Raw genomic sequence first — 26738 nt, 5'->3', positions numbered from 1 at the left:
CGCGGCGTGACCGTCATCAGCCGGATCGAAACATTCCTTGTTCCACCCCGCTGGCTCTTTGTCCGGGTCGAGACCGAAAGCGGCATCGTGGGGTGGGGCGAGGCCACCTGCGAGGGACGCAGCGAGACGGTGCGCGCCGCCGTCGGGCAACTCTCGGAGCTGCTCATCGGACGGGACGCCCTCCGGATCGAAGACCACTGGCAGGTGATGACCAAGGGGTCCTTCTACCGGGGTGGACCCATCCTTGCCAGTGCCGTCTCCGGCCTGGACCAGGCGCTGTGGGACATCGCGGGCAAGCACTTCAACACTCCGGTGCACCAGCTGCTGGGCGGCCACGTCCGCGACCGCATCCGGATGTACGGCTGGGTGGGCGGCGACGAGCCGAACGAGGTGGCGGACCAAATCAGCGCCCAGCTGGACGTGGGCCTCACTGCCGTCAAAATGAACGCCAGCGGACGGATGAGCCCGGTGGCGTCGGTGGCAGAGATCGACGGCGTCATCCGCCGTGTTGCCGCGGCCCGGCAGGTCCTGGGCGACCACCGGGACGTCGCCGTCGACTTCCACGGCCGGTTCAGCCTGGCCAACGCCAGGCGGGTGGCCCCCTTGCTGGAACCCTTCCGGCCCTTCTTCCTCGAAGAGCCCGTGGTGCCGGAAAACACTCACCTGCTCCGGGAATTCACCGCGTCCACCACCACCCCGGTGTCCACGGGGGAGCGGCTGTACAGCCGGCAGGAGTTCCTGCCGGCGCTGCAGGCGGGCATCGCGGTGGCCCAGCCGGACCTCTCCCATGCCGGCGGCATCACCGAGGTCCGGAAGATCGCGGCCCTGGCCGAGGTCTACGAAGTCCAGCTGGCACCGCACTGCCCGCTGGGACCGCTGGCGCTGGCCGCCTGCCTCCAGGTGGGCTTCGCCACGCCCAACTTCCTCATCCAGGAACAAAGCATCGGCATCCACTACAACCAGGGCGCCGAAGTCCTGGACTACGTGGTGGACAAGACGCCGTTCAAGTTCGTAAACGGCCACATCGAGCGTCTCACCGGGCCCGGACTGGGCGTCGAAATCGACGAGGCCGTGGTGCGGGCAGCGGACAAGCGCGGCCATGCCTGGCGCGGACCTGTGTGGCGCCACCCCGACGGATCCTTCGCAGAATGGTGAATCCCATGACATCCCAAAATCCAGCCGTCACCTCCGCCGGCCTGCTGGCCGGCATCCGGCAGTCGCGGCTTGTCGGCATTGTCCGCGGGAACGACGGCGGTGCTGCCGCCATGGCGGCGCTTGCCGCCATGGAGGAAGGCTTCCGGTACGTGGAGATCGCCCTCACCACGCCCAACGCGCTGGAGGCAATCCGCGAGGTCCGCGCGGCTGCGCCGGCCGGCTGCCTGGTGGGCGCCGGCACCGTCCTGAGCGAGGCCGACGTCGAACACGTCACCGCTGCCGGCGGCCAGTTCATCGTCACCCCCTCCCTTGCCCCCTCCATCAGCGAGGCGGCCAGTGCCGGCATCCCGGTCCTGGCCGGCGCGCTGACCCCCACCGAGGCCTATGAGGCGATGGAACGCGGTGCCACCGCCATCAAGCTTTTCCCGGCATCGATCGGCGGGCCCGGCTACCTGAAGGCAGTCCGCGATCCCTTCCCGGACATCCCCTTCATCGCCGTGGGCGGCGTGGGCCTCGGCGAGGCGGCCGGGTACTGGGAAGCCGGGGCGATCGCCGTCGGCCTGGGCGGTCCGCTGTTCGGCAGCGCAGCCTCCGGCGGCGACCTCACGGAAATGCGGGAACGTGCCCGCAGCTTCCTGGCCCTTGCGGCCGAATTTGCTGCCCGTGCCGGAACCGGGACCCCTTCATGAGCGTTTGCCTGCTGACCTTCGGCGAGTGCATGGTCTCACTCCGCGCCGGCGGCCCCCTGGCGAACGGCGGCACCCTGAACATGCAGGTGGCGGGGGCAGAATCGAACGTTGCCATCGGCGTCGCACGGCTTGGCCACAGCGCTGCCTGGGCCGGGGCAGTGGGCGCGGACCCGCACGGCGAGTTCATCCTGAAGCAACTGCGCGGCGAAGGCGTCCAGCTGCACCACACCGTGCATGCGGACCGGAGCACCGGGGTGATGTTCCTGGAGCAGCGCACCGCCGACCTCAGCCGGGCCTTCTACTACCGCGCCGGATCTGCGGGAGCCACCATCTCCCGCGGCCAGGTTGCTGCGGCCCTGGATGGCGGAACACGGATCCTGCACCTGACCGGCATCACTCCGGCACTCAGCCCGGAAGCGCGGGACGCGGTGGAGTACGCCGCGGAACGGGCAGCGGCTGAAGGCGTGGTGGTCTCCCTGGATGTGAACTACCGGAGCAAGCTTTGGTCCCGGGACCAGGCGGGAGCCGTGCTCGGCCCCCTGGCCCGGCACGCCATCATCGTCATAGCGTCCGACGACGAACTCGACCTGGTTGCCGTCCCGCCGGATGGGAGCGGGGAGGCAACGTCCCCGGCCGATGAGGCCCGTGCGGCCGCGCACCTGTTGGACTTGGGGGTCAGCGAAGTGGTGGTGAAGCGAGGCGCCGCAGGGGCCGCGGTCCATACAGCCGACGGCCTTCTTGAAGCTCCGGCCATCCCGGTGACGTGCGTGGACACCGTGGGGGCCGGGGACGCGTTCACCGCCGGTTACCTTTCCGCCCTGCTCGACGGCGAAGACGTCGCCGGCCGCCTCAAGCGCGGCATCCTCGCCGGCGCCTTCGCCGTCAGCACGCGCGGCGATTGGGAAGGCCTGCCGCGCCGCGATGAACTTGCGCTGCTCGACGCAGCCCGGGGCAGCACCCAGCGCTGAGAAACTGCCCACCCCAACGGGAAATTCCCATCTACCCAAAGCCCCTACCCGAAAGCCAGCTGTGAAAATCATTGCCGCCGACGTCTTTGTTACCAGCCCCACCCGAAACTTCGTGACCCTCCGGATCACCACGGACGACGGCGTGACGGGTATCGGCGACGCCACCCTGAACGGCCGCGAGCTCGCCGTCGCCGCCTACCTCAAGGAACACGTCGCGCAGCTGCTGATCGGGAAGGACCCGCACCGGATCGAGGACACCTGGCAGTTCCTGTACCGGAGCGCGTACTGGCGCCGTGGCCCGGTCACCATGGCGGCCATCGCCGCCGTGGACATGGCACTGTGGGATATCAAGGGCAAGGTTGCCGGGCTTCCCGTGTACCAGCTGCTGGGCGGGGCGTCCCGGAACGGACTGCGCGCCTACGGCCACGCGTCCGGCTCGGACATCGAGTCGCTGTTCGATTCCGTGCGGGAGCACTTGGAGCTCGGCTACAAGTCCATCCGGATCCAGACCGCCATCCCGGGGATCAAAGCCGTCTACGGCGTGGCTGCCCAGGCACAGGCATCGGGGGAGCGGTATGACTACGAGCCCGCCGGCCGGGGAGCGTTCCCGCAGGAAGAGGACTGGGACACCCGCGCCTACCTGCGGCACCTGCCCACGGTCTTTGAGGCTGTCCGGAACGAGTTCGGCCCCGAGATCCCGCTGCTGCATGACGGGCACCACCGGATGACGCCCATCCAGGCCGCGAAACTGGGCAAGGCTCTGGAGCCGTATGACCTGTTCTGGCTGGAGGACTGCACTCCGGCGGAGAACCAGGAGGGCCTGCGCCTGGTCCGCCAGCACACCACCACACCGCTGGCGATCGGTGAAATCTTCAACACCGTGTTCGACTTCCAGACGCTGATCAAGGAACAGCTGATCGACTATGTCCGGGCAGCGTCCACGCACTTCGGCGGGATTTCGCCGCTGAAGAAGGTCATGGACTTCGCGGCGCAGTACCAGATCAAGTCCGGTTTCCACGGCCCCACGGATATTTCGCCCGTGGGCTTCGCCGCGCAGCTGCATGTGGGCCTTGCCATCCATAACTACGGCATCCAGGAGTACATGCAGCACTCGGCCAAGACCAACGAGGTCTTCGAGCAGTCCATGACGTTCGTGGACGGGTACCTGCACCCGGGCGACAAGCCCGGCATCGGCGTCGAATTCAACGAAGAAGCCGCCGCGGCCTACCCCTACCAGCAGGCCTACCTGCCCTACAACCGCCTCGTCGACGGCACCGTCCACGACTGGTAAGACCGCCACGACTGGCAAGGACCGCCACGACGCGTGAGGCTGGCCACGACCTGCAAGCCGCTGCTTGCGGGGGCGCCCTAACCCTTGAGCCGGAAGGCCCGGCTCTCCCCGGCGAGTTCGGGGGCGAGCCGGGCTACCGTCTCCTCCGCGTAGGAGGCAGCCCTCTCCATCAGTGAGTTGTAGAGGGTGACGAAAATTCGGCGCGCCTCGAACAGTGGAAAATCGTGGGGCAACAGGTCCGGAGGCAAGCCCGGGTCCTCCCAGGGGAAAGCGCGCCACGCATCCATCACCTCGGTCCTCAGCCGGAAGGCCTCCTCCCCGCTCAGGCGCTGGGCGTCAAGTGTCTGGGCCTTCCCACGGTAGGCATCGATAAAGGGTGCGTACTGCCCGCGGAGTTCGTTCAGGTCCCAGGCCTCGATCAACGGCCGGCCGCGTAGTTCCTCCTCAGGCGTGCGGAAGATGGCATAGTTGTCCACGCCCAGATGCCGGCAGGAGTCCTCCAGATCCTGCACCGTGTCCCACGCGGAAACCCAGACCGCGCCGTACAGCGGAGCGAAACCAAGCCACTTGAGCCGGCTGCGGAGCAGGTCACGCACCTCCCTGGAGCTCTCGGGAACGGTGAAGGCCATGACAGTCCACATTCTGTCCCACCGGCGGTCCTTGGAACCGAAACCACTGACCTGGCCCACACCCACGTCGAGGCGGGCCTGGGCTTCCGGCGTGAAGCGGTAACGGGACGTTCGTCCCGCGTTCGACTGTTCCAGCACCCCGCGTCCGGCCAGGCGGCTCAGCGCCGTAGAGGCGGCCGACGCGCTGATGCCCAGTGCTCCCGCCAGGGCCACGATCAGTCGTGAGGGCAGCCATCCGGTGTACTCCCGCCAATAGTCCGCCATCATCGTCACCACCAGGTGCTGGGAAGCGGATCCCTTCAACGGCCGCGGAAAATTGACCTGCTCGGCGGCAACGCGGTGTGCGGCGGGGTCGCCGGAGTGGACGTGGAGGTTGCTGGTCACGGTCCATCTTCTCAGGCGTAGAGGGAACGGCAAATTGAACTTTGCAGTTTCCTTGACGGCCGTTGCAATAAGCGCATAACATCTATCCAAGTGATCCGGCCCACACCCCGCGCCGGTAGCTTTTCCCGCCGCAGGAGCGAGTCAGGCCCTGCTTCAAAACTTTCCAGGAGATCCGCAATGACCGCAGGTCCCGGTCCGCTGACGCCGTTGTCACCGGACACCGTTTCCGTCCCCGCCACAGCTTCCAAGGGCAACGCCAACGCCCGCCGTGCCGCTGCCGCAAGCTTTATTGGCAGCACCCTCGAGTACTACGACTTCTTCATCTACGGCTCTGCTTCGGCGTTGATATTCAACAAAATCTTCTTTCCCGGCATCGACCCATCCCTGGGCATGGTGCTTTCCATGGCCACGATTGGCATCGGCTATGTGGTGCGGCCCCTGGCGGCCGGCGTGATTGGCCACTTTGGTGACCGCATCGGCCGCCGGCAGATGCTGGTCCTGACGCTGGTCCTCATGGGCGTGGCCACGTTCCTGATCGGCTGCCTTCCGCCCGTGTCGGTGATCGGCGCCGCCGCCCCGATCCTGCTGGTACTCCTGCGCGCACTGCAGGGGGCTTCGGCCGCCGGCGAGTCCGTGGGTGCCGTGACCATGACCATGGAACACGCCCCTACCCACAGGAGGGCCTTCTACGCCAGCTGGGTCAACACGGGAGCGGTGGCCGGCATCATGCTGGCGTCGCTCGCGTTCCTTGCGGTATCGCTGCTGCCGCAGGACGATTTGCTCGCATGGGGATGGCGCCTGCCGTTCCTTGCCAGCATCCTGGTTGTCGTGGTGGGCCTGTACATCAGGCTCCGCCTCCCGGAATCGGAAGTGTTCGAGGCCGCAAAGGAATCTGCGGGCGCCCAGGAACTGCCCATCAAGGTGGTCCTGCGCGACCATTGGGCCACCATCCTCAAGGTGATCCTGTTCGGTCTCTGGAGCGTCGTTTCCTCGGTGTTCGCGGCCTTCGGTCTTGCCTACGCCGGCAAGCTCGGAGTCCCCGCGGCCGTCATGCTCACCGTCACTATCGTCACCGCGGCCCTGGGCATCGTCGTCCAGCCGTACGCAGGCATCCTGGCCGACCGGATCGGACGTAAACCGGTGTTCATCACCGGCAACATCGTCTGCGCGGCGTCGGTGTTCGCGTTCTTCTGGTCGATCAGCGCCGGCTCCATCCCGCTGATCTTTGCCACGGCCATCCTCTTCATGACCGTCGGCTACGGCATGGTCAACCCGCTTGGCCCATCCATGACCGCGGAAATGTTCGAAACCAGGATCCGCTACACCGGAGCTGCCACTGCCTCCCAGCTGGGGCTCGTCGTCACCGGCTTTGCTCCCGCCATTGCCGCCGCCATCGTCCAGCCCGGCCCTGACGGGTGGCTGCCCGTTGCCTTCTTCACGGCCGCCTGCTGCCTCGTCTCCGCCGTCGTGACCGCCGTGTGGGTCAAGGAGACCTACCGGACCCGGACCGAAGACCTCGGCAAGCGGCCCGCCCAGGCCGCCTGAGCACCAAACCAGCCCCCAAAGAAAGGCATCCGCGTGCGCTACCCGGTCGTCGTCGACGGCGATGTTGAAGCAACCATGACCGACGGAACCATCCTCCGGTCCACCGTCTACCGCCCGGACTCGCCCGGCAGCACCTTCCCGGTGCTGCTAACGCGCACGCCCTACGGGCGGGACCTGGCGGTCAACTCGGCGTACTTCAATCCGCTGACCGTTGCGGCGGCCGGGTACGTGGTGGTGATGCAGGACTGCCGCGGCAGGTTCGGCTCGGACGGCAGGTTTGAGCCTTCGGTCAATGAAGCGTCCGACGGCGCCACAACAGTGGAGTGGGCCGCGCGCCTTCCGTGGTCCAACGGCAGGGTGGGCATGTGGGGCCGGTCCTACTTCGCGGAAACCCAGTGGCGTGCCGCCCGGTACGCTCCGGCCGGGCTCAAGGCCCTGGCGCCCGGTGTCTCGGCGGGCGGCAACGCCAACAACGGGGCCCTGTATCGGGGCGGCGCCCATGAGCTGGGCAGCCGCCTGGCCTGGGGGCACGCCTCGATTTCCCTGAATGAACTGATGCGGGAACATGCTGACGATCCCGAGCGGCGCGCGAAGGAGCTCCAGGAATGGCTTGCCCTGGACACTGGATTTGCCGATGGTTCCTGCTACGGAGTCCTCCCGCTGCGGGACCTGGAACCCAGGCTGGGCACCTTCCTTCGCAACGAGGTCACCCCGTCCGCGGGGGAGGGGCCGGGGAGTGATTTCTGCCGGTTGTGGGATGACGCTTCCGATGCGGCGGTGCCGCTGCCAACGCTGCACATCGGCGGCTGGTTCGATATCTTCGCCCCCAACACGCTGGACCAGTACCGCCGCCAGGCGGTCCTCAGCAAGACCTTCCCCGGCATTGAACCCCGCCTCATCCTGGGCCCCTGGACACACGCCAACCTCACGGGCGGGTACCCGGACATCCACTTCGGCGCAGCCGCGTCCTCCGGCATCGTCGATGGCCGCGGAGATCTGTCGTCCCTCCACACGGCCTGGTTCGACGCCGTCCTCAAGGAGGACGGAGCGGCCATCGCCGCGGTCCCCAAGGTGCTGCTGTATTTCCTGGGCGAGAACCGCTGGCGCGGCTTTGATGAACTGCCGGTTCCCGCCGGGCAGAGGTCGTGGTTCCTTTCCGCCGAGGGGGACCTGCTGGACCAGGCGGGTGTGGACGGAAACGTTGAGTACGCCTACGACCCCCTGGATCCCGTGCCCACTACGGGCGGGGCCACCATGCTCGCCGGCGCCTTTCCCGCGGGTCCGGCGCGGCAGGACGCCGTCGAGGCGCGCACCGACGTCGCCGTCTTCACCACGGAGCCCTTCACCGAAACCACCACCATCTTCGGTGCCGTCACCGCCACCTTGTTTGCATCTTCCAGTGCCGTGGACACGGACTGGGTGGTCCGGCTTTGCAGGGTGTCAGCGGACGGGGTTTCCCTGGGGATTGCCGACGGGATCGTCCGGGCGTCCTGGCGCGATGCCTATGCGGAAACCGGGCTGTTCGAGGAAGGACATCCGCCGTCTCCCATCGAGCCAGGCCAGGTCTACGAGTACACCATCAGCCTTTGGGAGACGGCTCTGACTCTCGCCCCCGGGGAGCGCCTGCGCGTCCAGGTCACGTCGAGCTGCCACCCGCGCTGGGACCGCAACCTCAACACCGGCAAACTGGCCTACGAATCGGGAGTTGCCGTAACCGCCAACCAGCGCATCCATGTGGGCGCCTCCCACCCCAGCCGCCTGACAGTGGGCCTGCTGTGAGCGCACCTTTACGGCCGCGCCTGGAGTTCCTGACGGAGCTGAACGTAACGGTGGAAACACCCATTGATGTTGGGCCCGCCCCCACCGGCCACCGCAGGATCATACCGATCACCGGCGGAACGATGACGGGGCTCGCCCTCCGCGGCACGGTGCTGCCCGGCGGCGCGGATTTCCAGACCCTGCACAGCCCGGAACTCACCGAGCTTGATGCCCGCTACGTTGTCGAGGCGGAGGACGGGGCATTGATCCACGTGCACAACAGCGCCGTCCGGCACGGCTCAGCGGCCGATATCGCACGGCTGAACCGCGGTGAACCAGTGGATCCGGCCGCCATCTACTTCCGGTGTTCACTCCGGTTCTCCACGGCGTCCAGGGAATGGTCGTGGCTCAACCACGTGGTTGCCGTCGGTACCGGCGAGCGGTACCAGGACGCAGTGAGGATCGCCGTCTTCATCGTCCGCTGACGCCGTTACGGAAGGGTTGTCGTCCCCGGGCTCCATTCCTGCTCCGCGCCCCACAGCGGTTTCCCGAATGCACCCCGGCGGGGATGGCAGGCAGATGCGTGTGGACTAAACACGCCACCTGGCAAGGGCTTCCCGTTGACCCCGCCGTCACCCGGTGTGAGGATGGCGCCATGAATGAGGTTTCGGCCTTTTATACCGGCCCCGGTCAGCTTTTGGCGGCCATCAGTTCTGCCCTGGATGCGGCCGGCGTGGACCGTTCGGCGCTGCGGCCGGCCGACCTCGGTGCTGTCGACGAATTCCATATCCGTGGACGCAGGGCGACGCTGGAAATCATCGAAGCGCTCGGCCTTACTGCAGATTCCCAAGTGCTCGATCTCGGAAGCGGATTGGGCGGCCCCGCCCGGACGCTCGCCGAGATGACGGGGTGCACGGTGACAGGGGTGGACCTGACACCGGAGTTCTGCCAGGTAGCGACGGCGCTTTCGGAGTGGACAGGCTTGTCCGGCCGCACCCGCTTCCACGTTGGGGACGCCACAGCCACCGGCCTTCCGGACGAGTCTGTGGATGCTGCGATGACAGTGCATGTGGCGATGAACATCCCGGACAAGCACGCGCTGTATGCCGAGGCCTTCCGGGTCCTGCGGCCGGGCGGCAGGTTGGTGGTTTACGACGTGCTGCAGGGTGAAGGCGGGGAGGTGCATTACCCGGTGCCGTGGGCCGCTGACCCCTCAACGAGCTTTCCCGCGACCCTGGAGGACATGCGCCGTCTCCTCCCTTCGGCAGGTTTCGACGTCATCTCGGAGGTCGACTCCTCGGACGAAAGCCTTTCCTGGTTCCAGCACATGCGTGCCAAAATCCAGCGGGAAGGGCCAGCACCGGTGACCTTCGCGACCTTCCTTGGCGACAGCTTCGCACAGATGGCAGCCAACCAGGTGGCCAACCTCGCCGAGCGGCGCATCCGGACGGTCATGTTCGTGTGCTCGCGGCCGTGACTTGCGTGCGGGGCTCTGGCGCCCGGGTCTCATAGGTTCCGGCGGCCTTCAGCCTTTACTCGTAGCCGTGTGGTGCGGGGCTCCAGCCTTTGTGCGGTCCCTCGAAACCCTAGGGTTTCGAGGGAACTTTGTGTGTAGCGTATAGGGCACCCCGGGTTCTGTTGATCGAAGCAACGCCCCAAACCAGGGAGTTCCTTCGATGTATCAACAGTTCGATTCGCCCACCGGTGTCAGGTTTCTTGCTCTCATCAAGGAAGGCAGGAGTTTCAGACAATCAGTACGGGTGACCGGGATAGGTAAGGAGACCGGTTACCGGTGGCTGCGTGATGAGTACCTCCGATTCCGCAGCAAAGGCCTCAACCACGCAGCAGCCCAGGTCGAACTGGGATTCACGTCACGCAATGCCGAGAAATGGAACGAACGCTTCCTGAGAAGCTCCGGGCGCCATCACTTCCAAGTCGACCCAGCTGTTGAGGAAGCGTTCTGGTCCTCATACTCCACCGGCATGAGCGTATTGGCTGCTGCAACATCGGCAGGCGTGAAGCATACGACTGGTTACCGGTGGGTCTACCGTCGTTTCATCGCTCTGCGAAGTGGACTTCCGCTGGCAGAGGTTGTCGATGCGTTACGACTGTCCCCGGGGACAACCGTTAGATGGGAAGCCCAACGGAGAAAAGAACTGGAAGCCGAAAAAGCACGTCTGCTGAAAGCCGAGCGGGAAGCGATTCGGACCGCGAGGATCGTTGCCGAGAGGGTTGCAGCTCCTTTGTCTCCAGCACAAAAGCGACGCGCGTTACGGGAGACACGATATTGGGAGTTGGTGGGCTCCGGTGCTTCCAATGCTGCCGCCTGCAGGATGTTGGGCGTGAGCAGGGTTATCGGGACAAGGCTTCGGAACCAGAGGGCGCAACAGCCACGGGCCAGCCTCAAACCACCATCGGGCAGGTACTTGTGCCTGCGCGAGAGGCTTCAAATGGCGGACCTGCTCCGCTTGGGATGTTCTCTGCGGCAAATTGGCAGGGAGCTGGGGAGGCATGCCTCGACCATCAAACGGGAGCTTGACCGGCACCGTGATCCCCGGGGGCGCTACTTGCCCCATATCGCCGATCACGAAGCGCGCAGCCAGCGACGTCGGCCGAGGGATCGGAAATTGCACGCTAATCCACGCCTGCACGCACTGGTGCAAACAAAGCTAACCAGTCACTGGTCGCCGGAGCAGATCTGCGGGTGGTTGGCGCTGGAATTTCCCGCTGAACCAGCGCTGCGGCTCTGTCCGGAGACAATCTACCAAGCACTATTGTTCGGCGATCATGGCGGGCTAAGAACGGCTGGCAAGCCACGCCTGCGCACAGGGCGAAAGATTCGTAAGCACCGCTGGCGGACAGGATCAGGTCATGGTTCCGTCGTGAAGAACATGACGATGATTCACGAAAGACCGCCAGAGGTTGATGCCAAAGAAGAGGCCGGCCACTGGGAAGGTGACCTCATCGTGGGGGTTGGTTCCGCATCCGCTATGGTCACCTTACGGGAACGAAAGACCCACTACGGAATCATCATCAACCTTCCGCACGGACACACCGCAGCGCAGACCAACCAAGCGATCATCGCTGCCTTCTCAGGCTTGCCGGCTCACCTGAAGCAGACACTGACTTGGGACCAAGGCGTGGAAATGGCCCGTCATCAGGAATTAGCGGCCGCTACCGGACTGCGGATCTACTTCGCGGAGCGGTCCAGCCCCTGGCAACGCGGCGCGAATGAGAACTTTAATGGCCTCGCGCGCCAATACTTCCCAAAGGGTACGGATCTCTCCGTCCATTCAGAGGTCCACGTCAAACAGGTCTGCGTCGAGCTGAACAGCAGGCCACGCAAAAGCCTCGGCTACCTCACTCCGGCAGCAATCTTTCAATTCTCGACGGACGGATAGGCTCCCACGCCAAGAGCCTCCAGCTGCCGACTGGCGACGCCTCTCCCGCGTCCCGTCAGTCTGCCCCTATCCTCCGGTTCACAACGTGGCCTGCAGTGGCAGCACTCTTCAGTAGATCTTCAAGGCGATTCCTAAAAAACTGTTCTGCGCCGAAAAAAGTTCGGTCCGTCAAACGCCACCCGAAAGTGTCAAAAGCGCGTGCCTGAAGCTTGCACCCGTCATCGATTGCTGTCGCCGTAACCTCCAGGGCAACTGGAAGAACTTTCTCGCCTGAAAGGAGGTTTCCGAGGATCCTATAAAACCAATTAGAGCCAGCACGGATACGTACCGCTCCGCCGTCGATTTCAACCTTCGCGCGTGACTTAGCGAACGATCCCGCAATGGCTTCGATGGCGGCGCTGGCACCTAAGGGCGATCGCCAGTGCTCAGTTATCTCCACGATTGGTTTTCCCTTGAAACCATCAGCGCCCACGACAACGCCCCCTTCATTGCGGAAGGACGTGTTCTTTGGACGTCCCGGTACCGAATCTACAGGCGATCTTTCTAATAAGGGATAACCTCTTTGCGCAGCCTATCCAGGAGGCCGTTCTACAGCTCCCTTCGTACTCTCGTAGACTTCAACCACAGGGCGACAGAGCCCGAAAGTAGCCCGTTGTTGCGTCGACCACTTGAATCCGCCGCACCTCCACCGGGCAGTTTTGCGGGCGGGTCTTACGGGAATCTGGGAACCCTTGAACGCCGGGAATTTTGACGCGGGCTATTGGGCCTTGAATGGCGGTCGGTGGAGGACCGGCTAACGGGCGCCTCCAACCGCTTTCCCGATTGTGAGAAGGTCGGCGAGGTGCTCATGGACATCAAGTTGGATTTTCCGACAACGGAGATCTAGCGAGGAGCATTTCTTCCGATATAGAGAAGATGTCCCGCAGTCCCGAGGAGGCTGGGGTCCGTTGCGGTGGCCTTCAAGACTTCGAGTGTCGAAACGTAGGCGTCGGGGTCTTCGCTTCTGAGGTTTTCGATTTGGTCTTCCAACCCTGTGGCGAACCCATGGGTGGACGCGACGATCTCTGTTATCAGCCCTGCTTCCTCGAAGGACTTTGCGGCCTTGGATGGTTCCACACCGTATCCTTCGGTGAAGCGGCCAGGAATGGGATTGTCGTAGGTGCCGCGGCTGAGTAGTGCTTCCACGAAGGACGCTTCGGCCATTCTGTGTCGTTCATCCCGGATAGAGAGGGTCCGGCGTAGCAGGGCGTACTTGGACATTAGAGCAACGGCGATTGTTCCCCCGGGCATGGTGACGCGCATGAGCTCCTCAAGAGCCTTCCGCCGGTCGGCTGCAGAGGTTAGGTGATAGAACGGGCCCAGAGCGATTGTCGAATCAAAGGTGTTGTCCGACCAACGGGAAAGATCGCGGACATCCGCCTCAACGATTTCCCGGATCCGATCTTCACCGAACTCCGCCCGCGCTATGTCGAGGAGGTTAGGCGAAAGGTCTGCCAATGTGGCTTGATAGCCCATGTCGCATAGCCAGCGGCTGTAGCGGCCAGGGCCCCCGCCAATATCCAGTACACGCCCCGATTCCGGCATTGTCTTCGCTAGAAAGTGAGTGGTGAGTTCAAACTCAATGCGGCCCTGGGGCGTCTCTAGCCGCTCCCACTCTCGCCGATCGAAACTCGCGTAATAGCCTCTTGTTCCCCCAAGGTCAGTCATCCGCCGATTATGGCATGCAGAGTTGTCGGCCGATTGAGATGAATCCGTTTGCCGGGAAGAAGAACCTTGTCTTCTGATCCTCTCTAGGAACAGATTGCAATGATCTTGCGGTTAGTCAATGTATTTCCAGGAGTCCGGTGGACGATCCCTCACCGAACATCGCTCACTCGTCCTTCTCAGCCTCCGCATGACTCTTAAGTGAGGGGGTCGGCCCGCCCGTCTCCTCCGGCACGTCGCTTCGGGCTTGACCGTCCTGAACGAAAGTAATCCTAATTTGGCTCCCCCGCTCAAGGAACGACCCGGCAGACGGATCTTGGGAAGTCACCCAGAACAGCCCTGGCCACGTACGCGAACGGAGCCCCGGCCCGTCAGGGTCCCCGGACGCGAGACCAAACCCAATGTTCGCCGCCATCTCTTGGGCAATGTGCACAGGCTGCCCAACCAGATCGGGAACAGCCAGCTTCTGACGATCATCCATCTCTGCAACTCCTTTGAGCCTGACCAGCTAGAACGGTGAAACCAACCTTCTTCGTCACCAAAATACTGCCGGTGGTAAGGCGGGCCTGGCCAACCCGATTTCTTGGTTCCAAAAGCGCGCTGGGTGCCCTTTGGAGGATCCTTCAGCGGACGCTCGGATGACGTGTACTGCATAGGCGGTGACTAGGCGGCTCTGCCGTGGGGACCCGGCGTTTGACGGGAGGCGTCAGGGGATTCTGAGTCGTCCGAAACCTCGTCGAAGAAACGTCGGGGTCGTGGTAGCCACAGCGGGACGATGAGAATTACAGAAATCCAGGCAGCTGCCTACTCCGCCGCGCCCCACAGCGCCTTGCGCAGCAGCCGCTTCAATTCCTGCGACTCCCCGTCGGAAAGCCCGGCCAGCTGGTTCAGCTCGGCCGCGTCCATGGCGGTGCGGGCCTTCGCGTGCATCTTCCGCCCCTCGGCAGTGGAGACGATGATCTTGGCGCGCCGGTCTTGCTTCCCCTGCGCCCGCTCCACCAGTCCGCGGCGTTCCAGGTCGTCCACCAGCGTGACCACCTGGCTCGGGTCCAGGCTGAGGAAGTCGGCAAGCTCCCGCTGCGTCGGCTCCAGCCCGCTGCACGCCAGTGTCAGGACCGAGAAGGAGCGCTCCCGCAGGCCGAAGTCCGCCAGTGCCTTGTTGTTCAGGACCGAGCCTGCGGCATGCAGCTTCGCCAGCAGCAGTCCCACGTCACTGCCGATCCTGGCTGCCGCAAGGCGCGGGGTCTGAACGTCTGTGCCCAAGGTGGCCATCACAACTCCGGTACTGGTAAAAAACAATCGTTGACTTTTTCAATGATCCGTAATTTCATTGAATCCAACAAGGATCTCACACCGCAGTGGGACCAGCCCAACGGCTTCGGCCGGCGCATGCGAAGGAGCAGGCCATGAGCTTGAACGGCAAAGTTGCAATCGTCACCGGGAGCGGGCAGGGCCTCGGCCTCGCCTACGCAAGGGAACTGGCCCGCCAGGGTGCCGCCGTCGTTATCAATGACGTCAACGCTGAAACCGCCGCGCAGGCTGTGGCCCGGATCGAGGCCGACGGAGGCCGGGCCACCGCTGTGGTGGTTCCGGTGGGAACCACGGACGCGGCCAAGGCCCTGGTGGCCGGCGCCGTCGACGCGTTCGGGCGGCTGGACATCCTGGTCACCAACGCCGGGATCCTGCGGGACAAGTCCCTGCTGAAGATGACTGACGAGGACTTCGACCTGGTCATCAACGTGCACCTCAAGGGCACCTTCACCTGCGTCCGGGAGGCGTTTGGCTACTTCAAGGAAAACAACGTGCAGGGCCGCATCATCACCATCGGTTCCCCCACGGGCCAGCGCGGCAACTTCGGCCAGACCAACTATGCTGCGGCGAAGGCCGGGATCGTGGGCATGGTCCGCACCTGGGCGCTGGAAATGAAGAAGGCGGGCGTGACGGTCAACAGCGTCATTCCGGTGGCCGCCACCGCCATGACCAAGACCGTGCCGTACTTCCAGAAGGCAGTGGAGGCGGACGAGCGTGGCGAGGCCATGCCGTCATTCTTCCGCCATGACCTCGGCTTTGGAACGGCCGACGACGTCTCCGGACTGGTTGCCTTCCTCGCCTCCGACGAGGCAGCCAACATCACCGGCCAGGCCATCGGCGCCGGCGGTGACCGTCTGCAGGTCTGGACCCACCCGGAAGCGGCCACCACGGAATACCGCGACGGCGGCTGGACCTATGAGGCCCTGCTGGACAACGTCGGCCAGCTGTTCAACCGGGACACGCTGCAGGGCTACGGCGAGGAATTCCTGCCGCTGCCTGCAGAACTGCAGCCCGAACCGGTCCAGGCGCGCTGATCATGGCAGACCGTTACGAACTGGGCGTCGACCCCGCCAAACTCGAGGCGATCGACATGCACGTCCACCTCGAGGTGGACAGCTGCGGGCACGGGTCGCTGCCTGAGGCATTGACCGAAGCATCGGCCAAGTACTTCAAGGCTGAAGACCGCACCCCGTCCCTGGACCGCATCGCCGAGGTCTACCGCGGACTGAACATGGCCGCCGTCGTCTTCACCGTGGACGCCCGCACCCAGCTCAAGCATGAGCCCAACAGCATCCCCGAACTCATCGCCGGCGCCGCCCGGAACAACGACGTACTGATTCCGTTCGGCAGTGTCGACCCGCGCACGGGTGAGGACGCCATCGCCGGGGCCAAGCACCAGGCGGTGGAGCTCGGTGCCCGCGGCTTCAAGTTCCATCCGTCCCTCCAGGGCTTCGACCCCTCGAACGAGCGCTTCTACCCCCTGTGGGGGACGCTCCAGGAACTGGGCCTGCCCGCCATCTTCCATACCGGCCAAAACGGCATGGGAGCGGGCCTGCCCGGCGGGTATGGCATCAAGCTCGCTTACTCCAACCCGTTGCTGCTGGACGCCGTGGCCGCCGATTTCCCGGGCCTGCAGATCATCATGGCCCACCCGTCGGTGCCGTGGCAGGACGAGGCAAACTCCATCGCCACGCACAAGGCCAACGTCTTCATCGACCTCTCCGGCTGGTCGCCCAAGTACTTCCCGGAGTCGCTGGTCAAGGCCTCCAACTCCTACCTTCAGGACAAGGTGCTGTTTGGCACCGACTTCCCGCTGATCACCCCGCAGAAATGGCTGGGAGCGTTCGCCGACCTCCCGCTCAAGGACGAGGTCCGGCCCAAGATCCTCAAGGACAACGCGGTCCGCCTGCTCGGGCTGGGCGGCTGACATGGGCACGCTGACGACGGCGGATGCCGCCCTGGGTGCCCGGCTTTACGAAGCAGCGGATTGGTATGACGCCGAGTCCCTGCTCACGCTCGAGGAGCGCCAGGTCCTGTCCCGGCTGCGGTCATTCCTGGACGCGGAAGCCAGGCCGCTCCTGGCCGAGTACTGGGAACGCGGCGAGTTTCCCGAACAGCTGGCGCGGCCGCTGATCGACCTGGACCTGATGGAACCGGCCGGGCTCACGGCGGACGGACCCGCACGGGGCATCTACCAGGGCTTCCGGATCTTTGAACTTGCCCGCACCGACGCGTCCCTGGCCACCTGGTACACCGCCCAGGCCGGCCTGTTCCGGACGGCCATCCGCGTGGGTGCCTCGGCGGAACAGCAGGCCGAATGGATGCCCAAGGTCATCGACTTCTCGCTCAAGGGCGTCTTCTCGCTGACCGAACCCGGGTCCGGTTCGGACATCGCCGGCGGACTGTCCACCACCGCCCGGCGGCAGGCTGACGGCAGCTGGGTCCTTGACGGCGCCAAGCGCTGGATCGGGGGCGCAGCCACCGCGGACGTCCTGGCCGTGTTCGCCCGGGACGCCGCGGACGGGCAGGTCAAGGCCTTCCTCGTGGACCGTGCCGCGGACGGAATCACGTTGGAAAAGATCCACGGAAAGACGTCGCTCAGGATGATGCAGAACGCCCACATCACCCTCACCGGTGTCCGCGTTCCCGAGGCCATGCGCCTGCAGAACGTGAACTCCTTCAGGGACGTCGCAGCGATGCTCCGGGCCATGCGTTCGGACGTGGCCTGGATCGCCACCGGCATCGCCGCCGGCGCGTTCGAGGCCGCGCTGGCCTACGTCAACGAACGCCGGCAGTTCGGACGCACCCTGGGTTCCTTCCAGCTGGTCCAGGAAAAACTGGCCCGCATGCTGGGGAACGTCAACGCCGCCCTGTCCCTGGTGGTCCGGCTTACCGAGCAGCAGGCCAAAGGCATCTACCGTGACCAGGACTCTGCTTTGGCAAAGATGCAGACGTCCCTTTTCATGCGTGACACCGTAGCCCTTGCCCGCGAGGTGGTGGGCGGCAACGGCATCACGCTGGCCACGGATGTGGCCCGCTTCCACGCCGACGCCGAAGCCGTCTACTCCTACGAGGGCACCCACGAGATCAACGCCCTCATCATCGGCCGCGCCCTCACGGGCGAAAGCGCCTTTACCCGCTGAACCACCCACCCGCTGAACCTAACTTCCACACTCGAAGAAACAACTGCCAGGAGGCAACGATGCCCAATCTCGTCGTCGATTTCGACACCCTGCTCACCCTGTCCGGCAAGGACCTCGGCACCACCGACTACCGCCAGATCACCCAGGAACAAATCAACCTCTTCGCCGACGCCACCGACGATCAGCAGTGGATCCACACCGATCCCGAACGCGCCAAGGACGGCCCGTTCGGCGCCCCGATCGCCCATGGCTTCCTGACGCTGTCGCTGATCATCCCGTTCTGGGGCGAGCTGTTCGACGTGGACGGCGTCACCACCAAGGTCAACTACGGCCTGGACAAAGTCCGCTTCACCTCCCCGGTGACGGTCGGCTCCAAGGTCCGCATGCAGGCCACCATCGCCGGGGTCACCGAGGTCAAGGGGGGTGCCCAGATCAAGGTCAACGCCACCATCGAAATCGAAGGCCAGGAACGCCCCGCCGTCGTCGCCGAATTCCTCGCCCGCTTCTACAAGTAGGCCGCACTACCGGCAGTAACCCCTTCACCACGCCGGCGGCACCACACGGCGCCGCCTCTTCAGGCAACCCCAAAATCCCCTTCCCTCCGTACCCCATTCCCCAAACCCTAGGAACAGCCATGTCCGGACACACCACGCTCGCACCCGCGGGCACGGCCGCCAAGCGCAAGGAAGCGCGCACGGTCATCCTGTCCAGCTATCTGGGCAGCACCATCGAGTTCTACGACTTCCTGCTGTACGCCACGGCCGCAGCGGTGGCCTTCCCCAAGGTCTTCTTCGCCGGCACGGACGAATGGGTGGGCGTGGTGGCGGCCTACGCCACCTTCGCCGCCGGATACGTGGCCAGGCCGCTGGGCGGCATCATCTTCGGCCACTTCGGTGACAAGGTGGGCCGCAAGGGAATGCTGATCATCTCCATGGCCATGATGGGCATCGCCTCCACCCTCATCGGCCTGATTCCCGGCGCCGGCGTCATCGGGCCGTGGGGCGCCGTGATCCTGGTGCTCCTGCGCGTCTGCCAGGGCATCGCCGTCGGCGGTGAATGGGGCGGTGCCGCGCTCATGGCCCTGGAGCACGCCGACCCCAGGCGGCGCGGTTTCGCCGCCTCCTTCGTCAACGCCGGCGCCCCCACCGGCGCCGTGCTGGGCACCGTGGTGATGGGCATCTTCTCGGCATTGCCGCAGGACGCGTTCCTGGCCTGGGGGTGGCGGGTGCCGTTCCTGCTGTCCTTCGTGCTGCTGATCGTGGGCATGTTTGTCCGCCTGCGGGTCTCGGAGAGCCCCATCTTCGCCGAGGCCGTGGCCAAGGAAGAGGCCCAGGCAACCACCAAGCGCAAGATCCCGCTGCTTGAGGTGCTGCGCCGGCCCAAGGCCCTGATCATGATCATGTTCGCCGGCGCCGCCGGGTTCGGGCTGCAGGTGGTACTGCCCACGTTCTCAGTGACGTATGCCGTGTCCAAGGGGGCGCCGCAGCAGGGCGTGCTTTACGCCTTCGCCGGAGCCTCGGCCATCTCCATCATCTTCGTCCTCCTGGGCGGCCGCCTGTCCGACCGTTTCGGCCGCAGGCCCGTGATGATTGCCGGACTGGCCCTGTTCATCGCGTACCTTTTCCCCATGTTCGGCATGCTGGGCTCCGGCAACGTCGGGCTTGTCTTCGTGGCCTTTACCGTGGCACTGGTCCTGCACTCATCCCTGTACGGGCCGCTGGCAGCCTTCGTCTCCGAACAGTTCGGCACCACGTCCCGCTACACCGGCGCCGCGGTCGGCTACCAGCTGGCCACCCTGATCGGGGCGGGTTTCACCCCCGGCATCCTGGCCGGGCTCTACAAGGACTCCGGCCAGAGCATCGTTCCCGTGGTGGTGTTCCTGTCCGTCATGGCCCTCGTCTCGGTTGTCTTCATCGCCCTGACGCGCGAGTCTAAGAACAACGACCTCACCACGGTCCGTTAGGAGAACCATGGACAACAACGGAGTTGGATCCTGGCTGCACCGCCGCCGCCGGAAGTCAGGCGCCAAGGCAGCCATCCTGTCCGGAGCCCGCACGCTGAGCTATGAAGAGTTGGCCGACAGGACCGACCGCCTGGCCAGCGCGCTCCGGGACAGGGGAGTGGCAAAGGGCGACCGGGTGGCCTACCTGGGCGAGAACCACCCTTCCTTCGTGGAAACGTTCTTTGCCTGCGGCCTGCTCGGTGCCATCTTCGTGCCGCTCAACACCCGGCTGGCTCCGCCGGAACTGCAGTTCCAGCTGCAGGATTCCGGGGCCCGGCTCCTGGTCAACGCCGGCGCCCTGGAGGCGTCTGCCGCTGCTGCCCTGGAAGGTACGGGCGTCACCCACCGGCTGGTTGTAGCGGCCGACGGCGGGACGGAACCTTCCGCCGGCACCTCACCCGCCGCCGTCGTTCCCTGTGAGGTGGCACCCTACGAGGAGGCGCTGCAGGCTGCGGCACCGGATCCCGCCGACGTGCCGGTGGGGCACGATGACGCGGCGATGATCCTCTACACCTCCGGCACCACGGGCAAGCCCAAGGGTGCCCTGCTGACCCACGGGAACATCACGTGGAACTGCATCAACACCATCGTGGACATGGACCTGAACCGAAACGATGTGGCGCTGATGATCTCGCCGCTGTTCCATGTGGCGTCGCTGGACATGGGCCTGCTGCCGATGCTGCTGAAGGGTGCCACCGTGGTGCTTGAGGCGAAGTTCGATCCCGCCAGGGTCCTGGAACTCATCCAGGAGCACAAGGTGACCACCCTTAACGGCGTGCCCACCACGTTCCAGCTCCTCTGCGAGCATCCGGGATGGGCCGCGGCGGACGTCAGCTCCCTGGACAAGCTCACCTGCGGCGGCTCCGCCATCCCCCGCCGCGTCCTGGATGCGTACGAGGACCGCGGCATCGGCTTCACCAGCTGCTACGGCATGACCGAAACAGCGCCGGGCGCCACCATGCTTCCAGTCGACAGGTCCCGGGACAAAGCGGGCTCGGCAGGCCTGCCGCACTTCTTCACGGACGTCCGGATCGCCGACCCGATGGGCGGTGCAGTGGCCCCGGGCGGGGTGGGGGAGATCCAGATCTCCGGCCCCAATGTGATCAAGGAGTACTGGAACCGGCCGGAGGCCACCGCCGCCAGCTACGCGGACGGGGCCTGGTTCCGCTCCGGGGACATGGGCTACCGGGACCAGGAAGGCTTCCTGTTCGTCTCGGACCGGCTCAAGGACATGATCATCTCCGGCGGGGAAAACATCTACCCGGCCGAGGTGGAAGCCGTGATCGCGGAGCACAGGGCTGTCAGCAGCGTGGCGGTCATCGGGGTCAGCGATGACAAATGGGGCGAGGTTCCCCAGGCGATCGTGACCCTGCGGGAGGGCGAATCGCTGACGGAGGAGCAGCTGCGCAGCTTCCTGGACGGCCGGCTGGCCCGGTACAAGATTCCCAAGTCGCTGGTGGTGGTGGCGGACATGCCCCGCACGGCCAGCGGCAAGATCCGCAAGATGGAGCTCCGCAAGCAGCTCTGAGCACCAAAAAGGGGCAGGTGCCCGCTGGCCCGGATGGTTCCGCCGTTGTTACCGTTCACGGTCATCAATTGGCGGAACCATACCAGCCGGTGACAGCATGGTTGGATGCTTGAGGCAACTAAATCCCATAATTCCCCGGACGGGACACCCGTCAACCCTGCGCTGCAAGCGGAGAGCAAGATCGCACGCATCGCGGTGACGGTGTTCCCCATCCTGGTGGTGGCCGCAGGTGTAATCGGCTTCCTGCTCCCCGGGGTCTTCAAACCCATGGCGCCCAGCGTGCCCTACCTGCTGGGCATCATCATGTTCTGCATGGGCCTGACCCTGACTCCGCCGGACTTCGCCGCGGTGGCCAAGCGTCCGTGGGCGGTGGCACTGGGCATCGTTGCCCACTACATCATCATGCCCGGGGCCGGCTGGCTGATCGCCGGCGCCCTCAACCTCGAGCCCGAGCTGGCCGTCGGCGTCATCCTGGTGGGATGCGCACCCTCCGGTACGGCCTCCAACGTGATGGCGTTCCTGGCCAAGGGCGATGTTGCCCTCTCGGTGGCGGTGGCATCCGTCTCCACCCTGATCGCCCCGATCGTCACCCCGCTGCTGGTCCTGTTCCTGGCCGGTTCCTACCTCCAGATCGACGCCGCCGGCATGGTCCTGGACATCGTCAAGACCGTGCTGCTGCCGGTGGTGGCAGGCCTGCTCGCCCGGCTCTTCCTCAAGAAGCTCGTCGCAAAGGTGCTGCCCGCACTGCCGTGGGCGTCCGCCGTCGTGATCTCCCTGATCGTGGCCATCGTGGTGGCCGGCAGCGCCGGCAAGATCATCGGGGCCGGCGCCATTGTGTTCCTTGCCGTGGTGCTGCACAACGGCTTTGGCCTGGGCCTGGGCTACCTCGCCGGCAAAATCGGACGCCTGGACGACAAGGCGCGCCGAGCCCTCGCCTTCGAGGTGGGCATGCAGAACTCCGGCCTGGCGGCGACCCTGGCCACCGCCCACTTCAGCCCGCTGGCGGCGCTCCCGTCCGCCGTCTTCTCCCTGTGGCACAACATTTCCGGCGCCATCGTGGCTGCCTGGCTCGCCCGGCGCCCGCTGCAGGAAAAGCAGGCCTGACCAGCGCCGTCACGCTCCACGGCCCGGAAGCCGGCCTGTTTCCATCCGTACTTCGTGGGTACAGGACCGGGTAGGGACAACGTCGTTCCCGATGTTGCCTGCCAGTTCCGGACAGGAGATGGACAGATGGCTCGGATTGACCGAATAGCTGAACCATGGGGGACAAGGACACCGTACGGCAGTGGCGGTGAGTGGCCGGTGAGGGTGGACACCCACCTGGCCGAAGGGGTGGCCCCGGAGGACGTGGACAGGTGGGTCCAGACGGCGTCCCTCCTGCACTCCAACGGCGACGCCATGGACATCGCGGTCAAGGACAACCGCATTGTCGGGGTGCGCGGCCGGGCTGTGGACCGCGTCAACCACGGCCGGCTGGGACCGAAGGACCTGTACGGCTGGCAGGCGAACGCGTCAGCCGACCGGCTAACCACGCCCCTGATCCGCGAGGGCGGAAAGCTGGTGGAAACCGACTGGGACACGGCCATGCAGCGCGTGGTGGACCGTTCCAAGGCGCTGCTGGCCGAACAGGGCCCCAGCGCCATTGGCTTTTACACCACGGGCCAGCTCTTTTCCGAGGAGTACTACACCTTGGGGACCCTGGCGCACGGCGGCATCGGCACCAATCACGTGGACGGAAACACCCGCCTGTGCACTGCCACTGCCGGAGAGGCGCTGAAGGAATCATTCGGCTGCGACGGCCAGCCCGGCTCCTACACGGACGTGGACCACGCGGACGTGATCGCCCTCTACGGGCACAACGTGGCGGAAACCCAGACCGTCCTCTGGACCAGGATGCTGGACCGCCTGGCCGGACCCAACCCGCCCAAGATCATCTGCGTGGATCCCCGCCTCACCCCCGTGGCCAAGGCGGCCACCCTGCATCTGGCGCCACGGCCGGGCACCAACGTGGCCCTGATGAATGGGATCCTGCACGACATCATCGCCAACGGCTGGGTGGACCACGAGTACATCAAGGCCCACACGGTGGGGTTCCCGGAGCTCGAAAAAGAGGTCAGGAACTACCCGCCCGCACTGGTGGCGGAGATCTGCGGCGTCCCGGCGGAGCAGATCTCCGAAGCCGCCCGTATCATCGGCCACGCCGAGCGGCTGCTGTCCACGGTGCTTCAGGGTTTCTACCAGTCCAACCAGGCCACCGCCGCCGCTGTCCAGGTCAACAACATCAACATCATCCGCGGCATGCTGGGCAAGCCAGGCTGCGGCATCCTGCAGATGAACGGCCAGCCCACCGCGGAGAACACCCGCGAATGCGGGGCCGACGGCGACCTGGCCGCCTTCCGCAACTGGTCCAACGACGCCCACATCCAGGACCTCGCCAGGGTGTGGAACATCGACCCCATGTCCATCCCGCACTACTCACCGCCAACGCACGTCATGCAGATGATGCGGTACGCGGAGGACGGCTCCATCCGGATGCTGTGGGTCAGCGGCACCAACCCCGCCGTTTCGCTGCCCGAACTGAAGCGGATCCGCAGCATCCTGGAACAGGACCGCCTGTTCCTGGTGGTGCAGGACATCTTCCTGTCCGAGACCGCCCAGCTGGCCGATGTCGTGCTTCCAGCTGCGACCTGGGGCGAAAAGACGGGCACCTTCACCAACGTGGACCGTACCGTCCACCTGTCGGAGAAGGCCGTGGACCCACCCGGTGAGGCCCGGCCCGACCTGGAAATCTTCATCGACTACGCCCACCGGATGGGCCTGCAGGACAGGGACGGGCAGCCGCTGATCAAGTGGCACGATCCAGAGTCCGCCTTCGAAGCGTGGAAGGAATGCACCCGCGGCCGCCCCTGCGACTACACCGGCATCACCTATGACAAGCTGCGCGGCGGCTCCGGCATCCAGTGGCCGTGCAACGAGGAAAACCCGGACGGCACGGAGCGCATCTATGCCGACGGGAAGTTCTGGGCCCACCCGGAGTACTGCGAAACGTACGGCCGCGACCTGATCACCGGGGCGCCCGTGGAGCCGTCCGAATACAAGGCCCTCAACCCGGAGGGCAAGGCCATCATCAAAGCCGCCGAGTACATGCCGCCGCACGAGCTGCCCAGCCGGGACTTCCCGCTCCAGCTCATCACCGGCCGCACGCTCTACCAGTTCCACACCCGCACCAAGACAGGCCGGGCGCCGGAGCTGCAGGCGGCCGCGCCGGACGTCTGGGTGGAGTTGTCAGCGGACGACGCCGGCGCGTACGGGATTGCCGAGGGCGACCTTGCAGAGGTGGAGACACCCCGCGGTTCAGTCCGTGCCAGGGTGCGGATCAGCGGGATCCGGAACGGGGTGCTGTTCCTGCCGTTCCACTACGGCTACTGGGACACCAACGGCGGCCACCGGCCGGACGGCCCGGGCCGGGCGGCCAATGAGCTGACCATCACGGACTGGGACGCCGCCTCCAAGCAGCCCATCTTCAAGACAGCGGCGGCGCGCATTACCCGGGTTTCCGGCGGTGACGGGCCGTCCCTGGCGCCCACCACCACGGCGTCGGCTCCCGTCGGCGACTTCCCGGAAGAGGCCAGGACCAAGGGGACCGCCGCCGCCCTGGCTGACGAAGAAACCGGCACGGCAGGAGGGGCACGATGAAATTCGGGCTTGTACTTCAGGAAATGCACCGCTCCGAGAACGACCTGGCACACCACCTGCTGGTCATCTCGGAGCGCCACAAAGTGGACCACGAGATCTACCATCTGGCCCGTGACCTGGCGCGCTGGTCCCAGCAGCACGTGCGGGACATCGCGGAGATCGGCAGGAACTACGGCCAGGACCTGGACCCGGAGCCGCGCGGCGAAGCGGGGCTGATGGAGACCCTTCGCGAGAAGGGCAGTGAGATGGTGGGCCGGCGTCCGGAAACCGGGATGCTGCTGCTGCGGGACCTCCGGGAGCTGTACCTGATGGCGTGTGGGGTCTCGGCCGACTGGGAGCTGCTGGCCCAGGCTGCCCAGGGAATGAAGGACAAGGACCTGCTGGCCCTGGCCGAAAAGTGCCATCCCCAGACGATCCGCCAGATGAAGTGGGCCAACGGCAAGCTGAAGGAATCCGCCACCCAGGTCCTGGTCAGCTGAGGGGCTGGGTTAGCTGAGGTCCCGGTCAGCTGAGGGGCCTGGTCAGCGGGTTATCCCGCCTCACGGGCTTCCTGCAGGTGAGCCACCAGTGCCTGCATCTGCTGCACCGTCCACGGCAGGTCCTTGCTGAGTTCGGCGCTGTTGTCGCTCCACATGGCGCGGGCGGCCGCCTTGGTGCCCTCGCTGCTGTGGAACCGGGAGCCCAGCTCATCCCAGCGGCGCACCAGCTCCCTCGCCTCCGGGCTGTTGGCAGGGACACCGGCGTCCACCTGGCGCAGGCCCTCCTTGACCATCCCGGCCCATTCGGTCCGGGATTCCTCGGTGGCTTCCGGGCCCAGCCGTTTGCGCTGTTCCTCGAGCTCCCGGCGCTGGTCCTCGGTGAAGTAGTTCTCGAACATCGTCATCCTTTCCAAAACGGTCATGAAATAAGCGGGGGCGGCGTCCCCCTGGTTGATGCGGCCCAGCAGGTCCCTGATGGTCCGCTGGAGCTGCCCGAGCTGGAGAGCCTGCCCGTCCAGTGCGTCCAGTTGGCGCTGCAGGAGATCCCGCATGGACTCCGGACTGCCACCCGACCGGTCCAGCACGGCGGCGATCCCGCCCAGCGGCACCCCCAGGCTCCGCAGGGCCCGGATGCTGTAGAGGCGCCTGAGGTCCTGGCCTGTGTAGCGGCGGTGGCCTGCCGCGGTCCGGGCGCTTGCCTGGAGCAGCCCGATGCTGTCGTAGTGGTGCAGCGCCCTGACAGTGACCCCCGTGGCCGCGGCCAGTTCGCCAATGCTCCAGCGCGGTTCATCCAGATGTTCCATACCGCCAACGGTAGGACCTAACGCCGCGTCAGGTTCAAGTCCTGGGACGGCGCTCCTTGAACAGACGGCGCTCCTTGAACAGAAGGCGCTGCTTGAACAGAAGGAAGGTGCAGCCGAAGGGGTTTCATTCAGTGAAACCGGCGGCGCGTCCGGAGCCGTCCATGGCCCAGAGTTGAGTCCATGAACGCGGAGCCCGGGATTCTCCCGCTCAAAGGCACAGGACAGAAACGGCGCGGCATACATGGAGTCAAC

Annotated in this window: 23 protein-coding genes; 18 read left to right on the top strand and 5 right to left on the bottom strand. The window is 65.6% G+C overall.

Annotation, left to right across the window (positions count from 1 at the left end; translation table 11 throughout):
• Positions 1 to 6 precede the first annotated feature (6 nt).
• The 4 genes from dgoD to manD all read left to right on the top strand — a co-directional run bounded on the left by dgoD (position 7) and on the right by manD (position 4103).
• Complete coding sequence (gene dgoD / locus AC3ANU_RS00230) at positions 7 to 1155, top strand: galactonate dehydratase (RefSeq protein WP_018770859.1); 1149 nt, start codon at positions 7 to 9, stop codon at positions 1153 to 1155.
• A 5-nt stretch (positions 1156 to 1160) separates the two neighbouring features.
• Positions 1161 to 1844, top strand: coding sequence for a bifunctional 4-hydroxy-2-oxoglutarate aldolase/2-dehydro-3-deoxy-phosphogluconate aldolase (locus AC3ANU_RS00225; protein WP_488315206.1), 684 nt, complete (start codon positions 1161 to 1163; stop codon positions 1842 to 1844).
• Positions 1841 to 2812: a sugar kinase gene (locus tag AC3ANU_RS00220; protein ID WP_488315205.1), complete on the top strand. Its 972-nt coding sequence runs from the start codon at positions 1841 to 1843 to the stop codon at positions 2810 to 2812. Before AC3ANU_RS00225 ends, AC3ANU_RS00220 begins: the two co-directional genes overlap by 4 nt.
• Positions 2813 to 2873: 61 nt before the next feature.
• A complete protein-coding gene (gene manD / locus AC3ANU_RS00215; protein ID WP_488315204.1) occupies positions 2874 to 4103 on the top strand; it encodes a D-mannonate dehydratase ManD in 1230 nt (409 codons plus the stop codon).
• A 77-nt stretch (positions 4104 to 4180) separates the two neighbouring features.
• On the opposite strand, the gene AC3ANU_RS00210 is transcribed toward manD, so the two are convergent.
• Entirely contained in the window at positions 4181 to 5116 is a 936-nt protein-coding gene (locus tag AC3ANU_RS00210; protein WP_488315203.1) for a PaaX family transcriptional regulator, read from the bottom strand.
• 177 nt (positions 5117 to 5293) lie between these two features.
• Between AC3ANU_RS00210 and AC3ANU_RS00205 the strand changes: the two genes are divergently transcribed.
• The 5 genes from AC3ANU_RS00205 to AC3ANU_RS00185 all read left to right on the top strand — a co-directional run bounded on the left by AC3ANU_RS00205 (position 5294) and on the right by AC3ANU_RS00185 (position 11820).
• A complete protein-coding gene (locus tag AC3ANU_RS00205; RefSeq protein ID WP_488315202.1) occupies positions 5294 to 6661 on the top strand; it encodes an MFS transporter in 1368 nt (455 codons plus the stop codon).
• 33 nt (positions 6662 to 6694) lie between these two features.
• Positions 6695 to 8440: a CocE/NonD family hydrolase gene (locus AC3ANU_RS00200; protein WP_488315201.1), complete on the top strand. Its 1746-nt coding sequence runs from the start codon at positions 6695 to 6697 to the stop codon at positions 8438 to 8440.
• Positions 8437 to 8904, top strand: a complete 468-nt coding sequence (locus AC3ANU_RS00195; protein WP_056388262.1) for a DUF3237 domain-containing protein — start codon at positions 8437 to 8439, stop codon at positions 8902 to 8904. Before AC3ANU_RS00200 ends, AC3ANU_RS00195 begins: the two co-directional genes overlap by 4 nt.
• 170 nt (positions 8905 to 9074) lie before the next feature.
• Complete coding sequence (locus AC3ANU_RS00190; RefSeq protein ID WP_056388260.1) at positions 9075 to 9896, top strand: class I SAM-dependent methyltransferase; 822 nt, start codon at positions 9075 to 9077, stop codon at positions 9894 to 9896.
• A 199-nt stretch (positions 9897 to 10095) separates the two neighbouring features.
• Positions 10096 to 11820, top strand: coding sequence for an IS30 family transposase (locus AC3ANU_RS00185; RefSeq protein ID WP_488315200.1), 1725 nt, complete (start codon positions 10096 to 10098; stop codon positions 11818 to 11820).
• Positions 11821 to 12702: 882 nt separating this feature from the next.
• Here the strand turns inward: AC3ANU_RS00185 and AC3ANU_RS00180 are convergent.
• From AC3ANU_RS00180 to AC3ANU_RS00170, 3 genes are all read right to left on the bottom strand, one after another.
• Complete coding sequence (locus tag AC3ANU_RS00180; protein ID WP_018772166.1) at positions 12703 to 13527, bottom strand: class I SAM-dependent methyltransferase; 825 nt, start codon at positions 13525 to 13527, stop codon at positions 12703 to 12705.
• Positions 13528 to 13690: 163 nt separating this feature from the next.
• On the bottom strand, positions 13691 to 13939 hold the full coding sequence (locus AC3ANU_RS00175) for a hypothetical protein (protein ID WP_231377464.1): 249 nt from the start codon (positions 13937 to 13939) through the stop codon (positions 13691 to 13693).
• 389 nt (positions 13940 to 14328) lie between these two features.
• A complete protein-coding gene (locus AC3ANU_RS00170) occupies positions 14329 to 14796 on the bottom strand; it encodes a MarR family winged helix-turn-helix transcriptional regulator (protein ID WP_018772164.1) in 468 nt (155 codons plus the stop codon).
• Positions 14797 to 14930: 134 nt separating this feature from the next.
• On the opposite strand from AC3ANU_RS00170, the gene AC3ANU_RS00165 reads away from it, so the two are divergent.
• The 9 genes from AC3ANU_RS00165 to AC3ANU_RS00125 all read left to right on the top strand — a co-directional run bounded on the left by AC3ANU_RS00165 (position 14931) and on the right by AC3ANU_RS00125 (position 25683).
• Complete coding sequence (locus AC3ANU_RS00165; RefSeq protein WP_488315199.1) at positions 14931 to 15869, top strand: SDR family NAD(P)-dependent oxidoreductase; 939 nt, start codon at positions 14931 to 14933, stop codon at positions 15867 to 15869.
• Between the two features lie 2 nt (positions 15870 to 15871).
• Positions 15872 to 16762 carry a 4-hydroxyphenyl-beta-ketoacyl-CoA hydrolase gene (locus AC3ANU_RS00160; protein ID WP_018772162.1) on the top strand — a complete coding sequence of 297 codons (891 nt, stop codon included), beginning with the start codon at positions 15872 to 15874 and terminating at the stop codon, positions 16760 to 16762.
• Between the two features lies 1 nt (position 16763).
• Positions 16764 to 17978: an acyl-CoA dehydrogenase family protein gene (locus AC3ANU_RS00155; protein WP_488315198.1), complete on the top strand. Its 1215-nt coding sequence runs from the start codon at positions 16764 to 16766 to the stop codon at positions 17976 to 17978.
• A 59-nt stretch (positions 17979 to 18037) separates the two neighbouring features.
• Complete coding sequence (locus tag AC3ANU_RS00150) at positions 18038 to 18493, top strand: MaoC family dehydratase (RefSeq protein WP_488315197.1); 456 nt, start codon at positions 18038 to 18040, stop codon at positions 18491 to 18493.
• Between the two features lie 119 nt (positions 18494 to 18612).
• Positions 18613 to 19941, top strand: a complete 1329-nt coding sequence (locus tag AC3ANU_RS00145) for an MFS transporter (protein WP_488315196.1) — start codon at positions 18613 to 18615, stop codon at positions 19939 to 19941.
• Positions 19942 to 19948: 7 nt separating this feature from the next.
• Positions 19949 to 21508: an o-succinylbenzoate--CoA ligase gene (gene menE / locus AC3ANU_RS00140; RefSeq protein WP_056388251.1), complete on the top strand. Its 1560-nt coding sequence runs from the start codon at positions 19949 to 19951 to the stop codon at positions 21506 to 21508.
• Positions 21509 to 21613: 105 nt separating this feature from the next.
• Entirely contained in the window at positions 21614 to 22612 is a 999-nt protein-coding gene (locus tag AC3ANU_RS00135; protein ID WP_478222479.1) for a bile acid:sodium symporter family protein, read from the top strand.
• 126 nt (positions 22613 to 22738) lie between these two features.
• On the top strand, positions 22739 to 25204 hold the full coding sequence (locus AC3ANU_RS00130; RefSeq protein WP_043425691.1) for a molybdopterin oxidoreductase family protein: 2466 nt from the start codon (positions 22739 to 22741) through the stop codon (positions 25202 to 25204).
• Positions 25201 to 25683 carry a hypothetical protein gene (locus AC3ANU_RS00125; RefSeq protein ID WP_018772155.1) on the top strand — a complete coding sequence of 161 codons (483 nt, stop codon included), beginning with the start codon at positions 25201 to 25203 and terminating at the stop codon, positions 25681 to 25683. The genes AC3ANU_RS00130 and AC3ANU_RS00125 overlap by 4 nt, the downstream gene beginning before the upstream one ends.
• Positions 25684 to 25733: 50 nt before the next feature.
• Here the strand turns inward: AC3ANU_RS00125 and AC3ANU_RS00120 are convergent, their stop codons facing one another.
• Positions 25734 to 26486: a MerR family transcriptional regulator gene (locus AC3ANU_RS00120; protein ID WP_018772154.1), complete on the bottom strand. Its 753-nt coding sequence runs from the start codon at positions 26484 to 26486 to the stop codon at positions 25734 to 25736.
• Between the last annotated feature and the right edge of the window lie 252 nt (positions 26487 to 26738).

The sequence above is a fragment of the Arthrobacter sp. SDR-2R genome (genome assembly GCF_057747955.1).
Note: the sequence above shows the minus strand (reverse complement) of the source record. Positions and strands in the feature narration are given on the sequence as shown.

Bases quoted from the DNA above. Each gene is read 5' to 3' on its own strand.
- AC3ANU_RS00225 (WP_488315206.1), top strand. From the start codon at position 1,161: ATGACATCCCAAAATCCAGCCGTCACCTCCGCCGGCCTGCTGGCCGGC.
- AC3ANU_RS00220 (WP_488315205.1), top strand. From the start codon at position 1,841: ATGAGCGTTTGCCTGCTGACCTTCGGCGAGTGCATGGTCTCACTCCGC.
- AC3ANU_RS00205 (WP_488315202.1), top strand. From the start codon at position 5,294: ATGACCGCAGGTCCCGGTCCGCTGACGCCGTTGTCACCGGACACCGTT.
- AC3ANU_RS00190 (WP_056388260.1), top strand. From the start codon at position 9,075: ATGAATGAGGTTTCGGCCTTTTATACCGGCCCCGGTCAGCTTTTGGCG.
- AC3ANU_RS00185 (WP_488315200.1), top strand. From the start codon at position 10,096: ATGTATCAACAGTTCGATTCGCCCACCGGTGTCAGGTTTCTTGCTCTC.
- AC3ANU_RS00180 (WP_018772166.1), bottom strand. From the start codon at position 13,527: ATGACTGACCTTGGGGGAACAAGAGGCTATTACGCGAGTTTCGATCGG.
- AC3ANU_RS00175 (WP_231377464.1), bottom strand. From the start codon at position 13,939: ATGGCGGCGAACATTGGGTTTGGTCTCGCGTCCGGGGACCCTGACGGG.
- AC3ANU_RS00170 (WP_018772164.1), bottom strand. From the start codon at position 14,796: ATGGCCACCTTGGGCACAGACGTTCAGACCCCGCGCCTTGCGGCAGCC.
- AC3ANU_RS00165 (WP_488315199.1), top strand. From the start codon at position 14,931: ATGAGCTTGAACGGCAAAGTTGCAATCGTCACCGGGAGCGGGCAGGGC.
- AC3ANU_RS00160 (WP_018772162.1), top strand. From the start codon at position 15,872: ATGGCAGACCGTTACGAACTGGGCGTCGACCCCGCCAAACTCGAGGCG.
- AC3ANU_RS00155 (WP_488315198.1), top strand. From the start codon at position 16,764: ATGGGCACGCTGACGACGGCGGATGCCGCCCTGGGTGCCCGGCTTTAC.
- AC3ANU_RS00150 (WP_488315197.1), top strand. From the start codon at position 18,038: ATGCCCAATCTCGTCGTCGATTTCGACACCCTGCTCACCCTGTCCGGC.
- AC3ANU_RS00145 (WP_488315196.1), top strand. From the start codon at position 18,613: ATGTCCGGACACACCACGCTCGCACCCGCGGGCACGGCCGCCAAGCGC.
- menE (WP_056388251.1), top strand. From the start codon at position 19,949: ATGGACAACAACGGAGTTGGATCCTGGCTGCACCGCCGCCGCCGGAAG.
- AC3ANU_RS00135 (WP_478222479.1), top strand. From the start codon at position 21,614: ATGCTTGAGGCAACTAAATCCCATAATTCCCCGGACGGGACACCCGTC.
- AC3ANU_RS00130 (WP_043425691.1), top strand. From the start codon at position 22,739: ATGGCTCGGATTGACCGAATAGCTGAACCATGGGGGACAAGGACACCG.
- AC3ANU_RS00125 (WP_018772155.1), top strand. From the start codon at position 25,201: ATGAAATTCGGGCTTGTACTTCAGGAAATGCACCGCTCCGAGAACGAC.
- AC3ANU_RS00120 (WP_018772154.1), bottom strand. From the start codon at position 26,486: ATGGAACATCTGGATGAACCGCGCTGGAGCATTGGCGAACTGGCCGCG.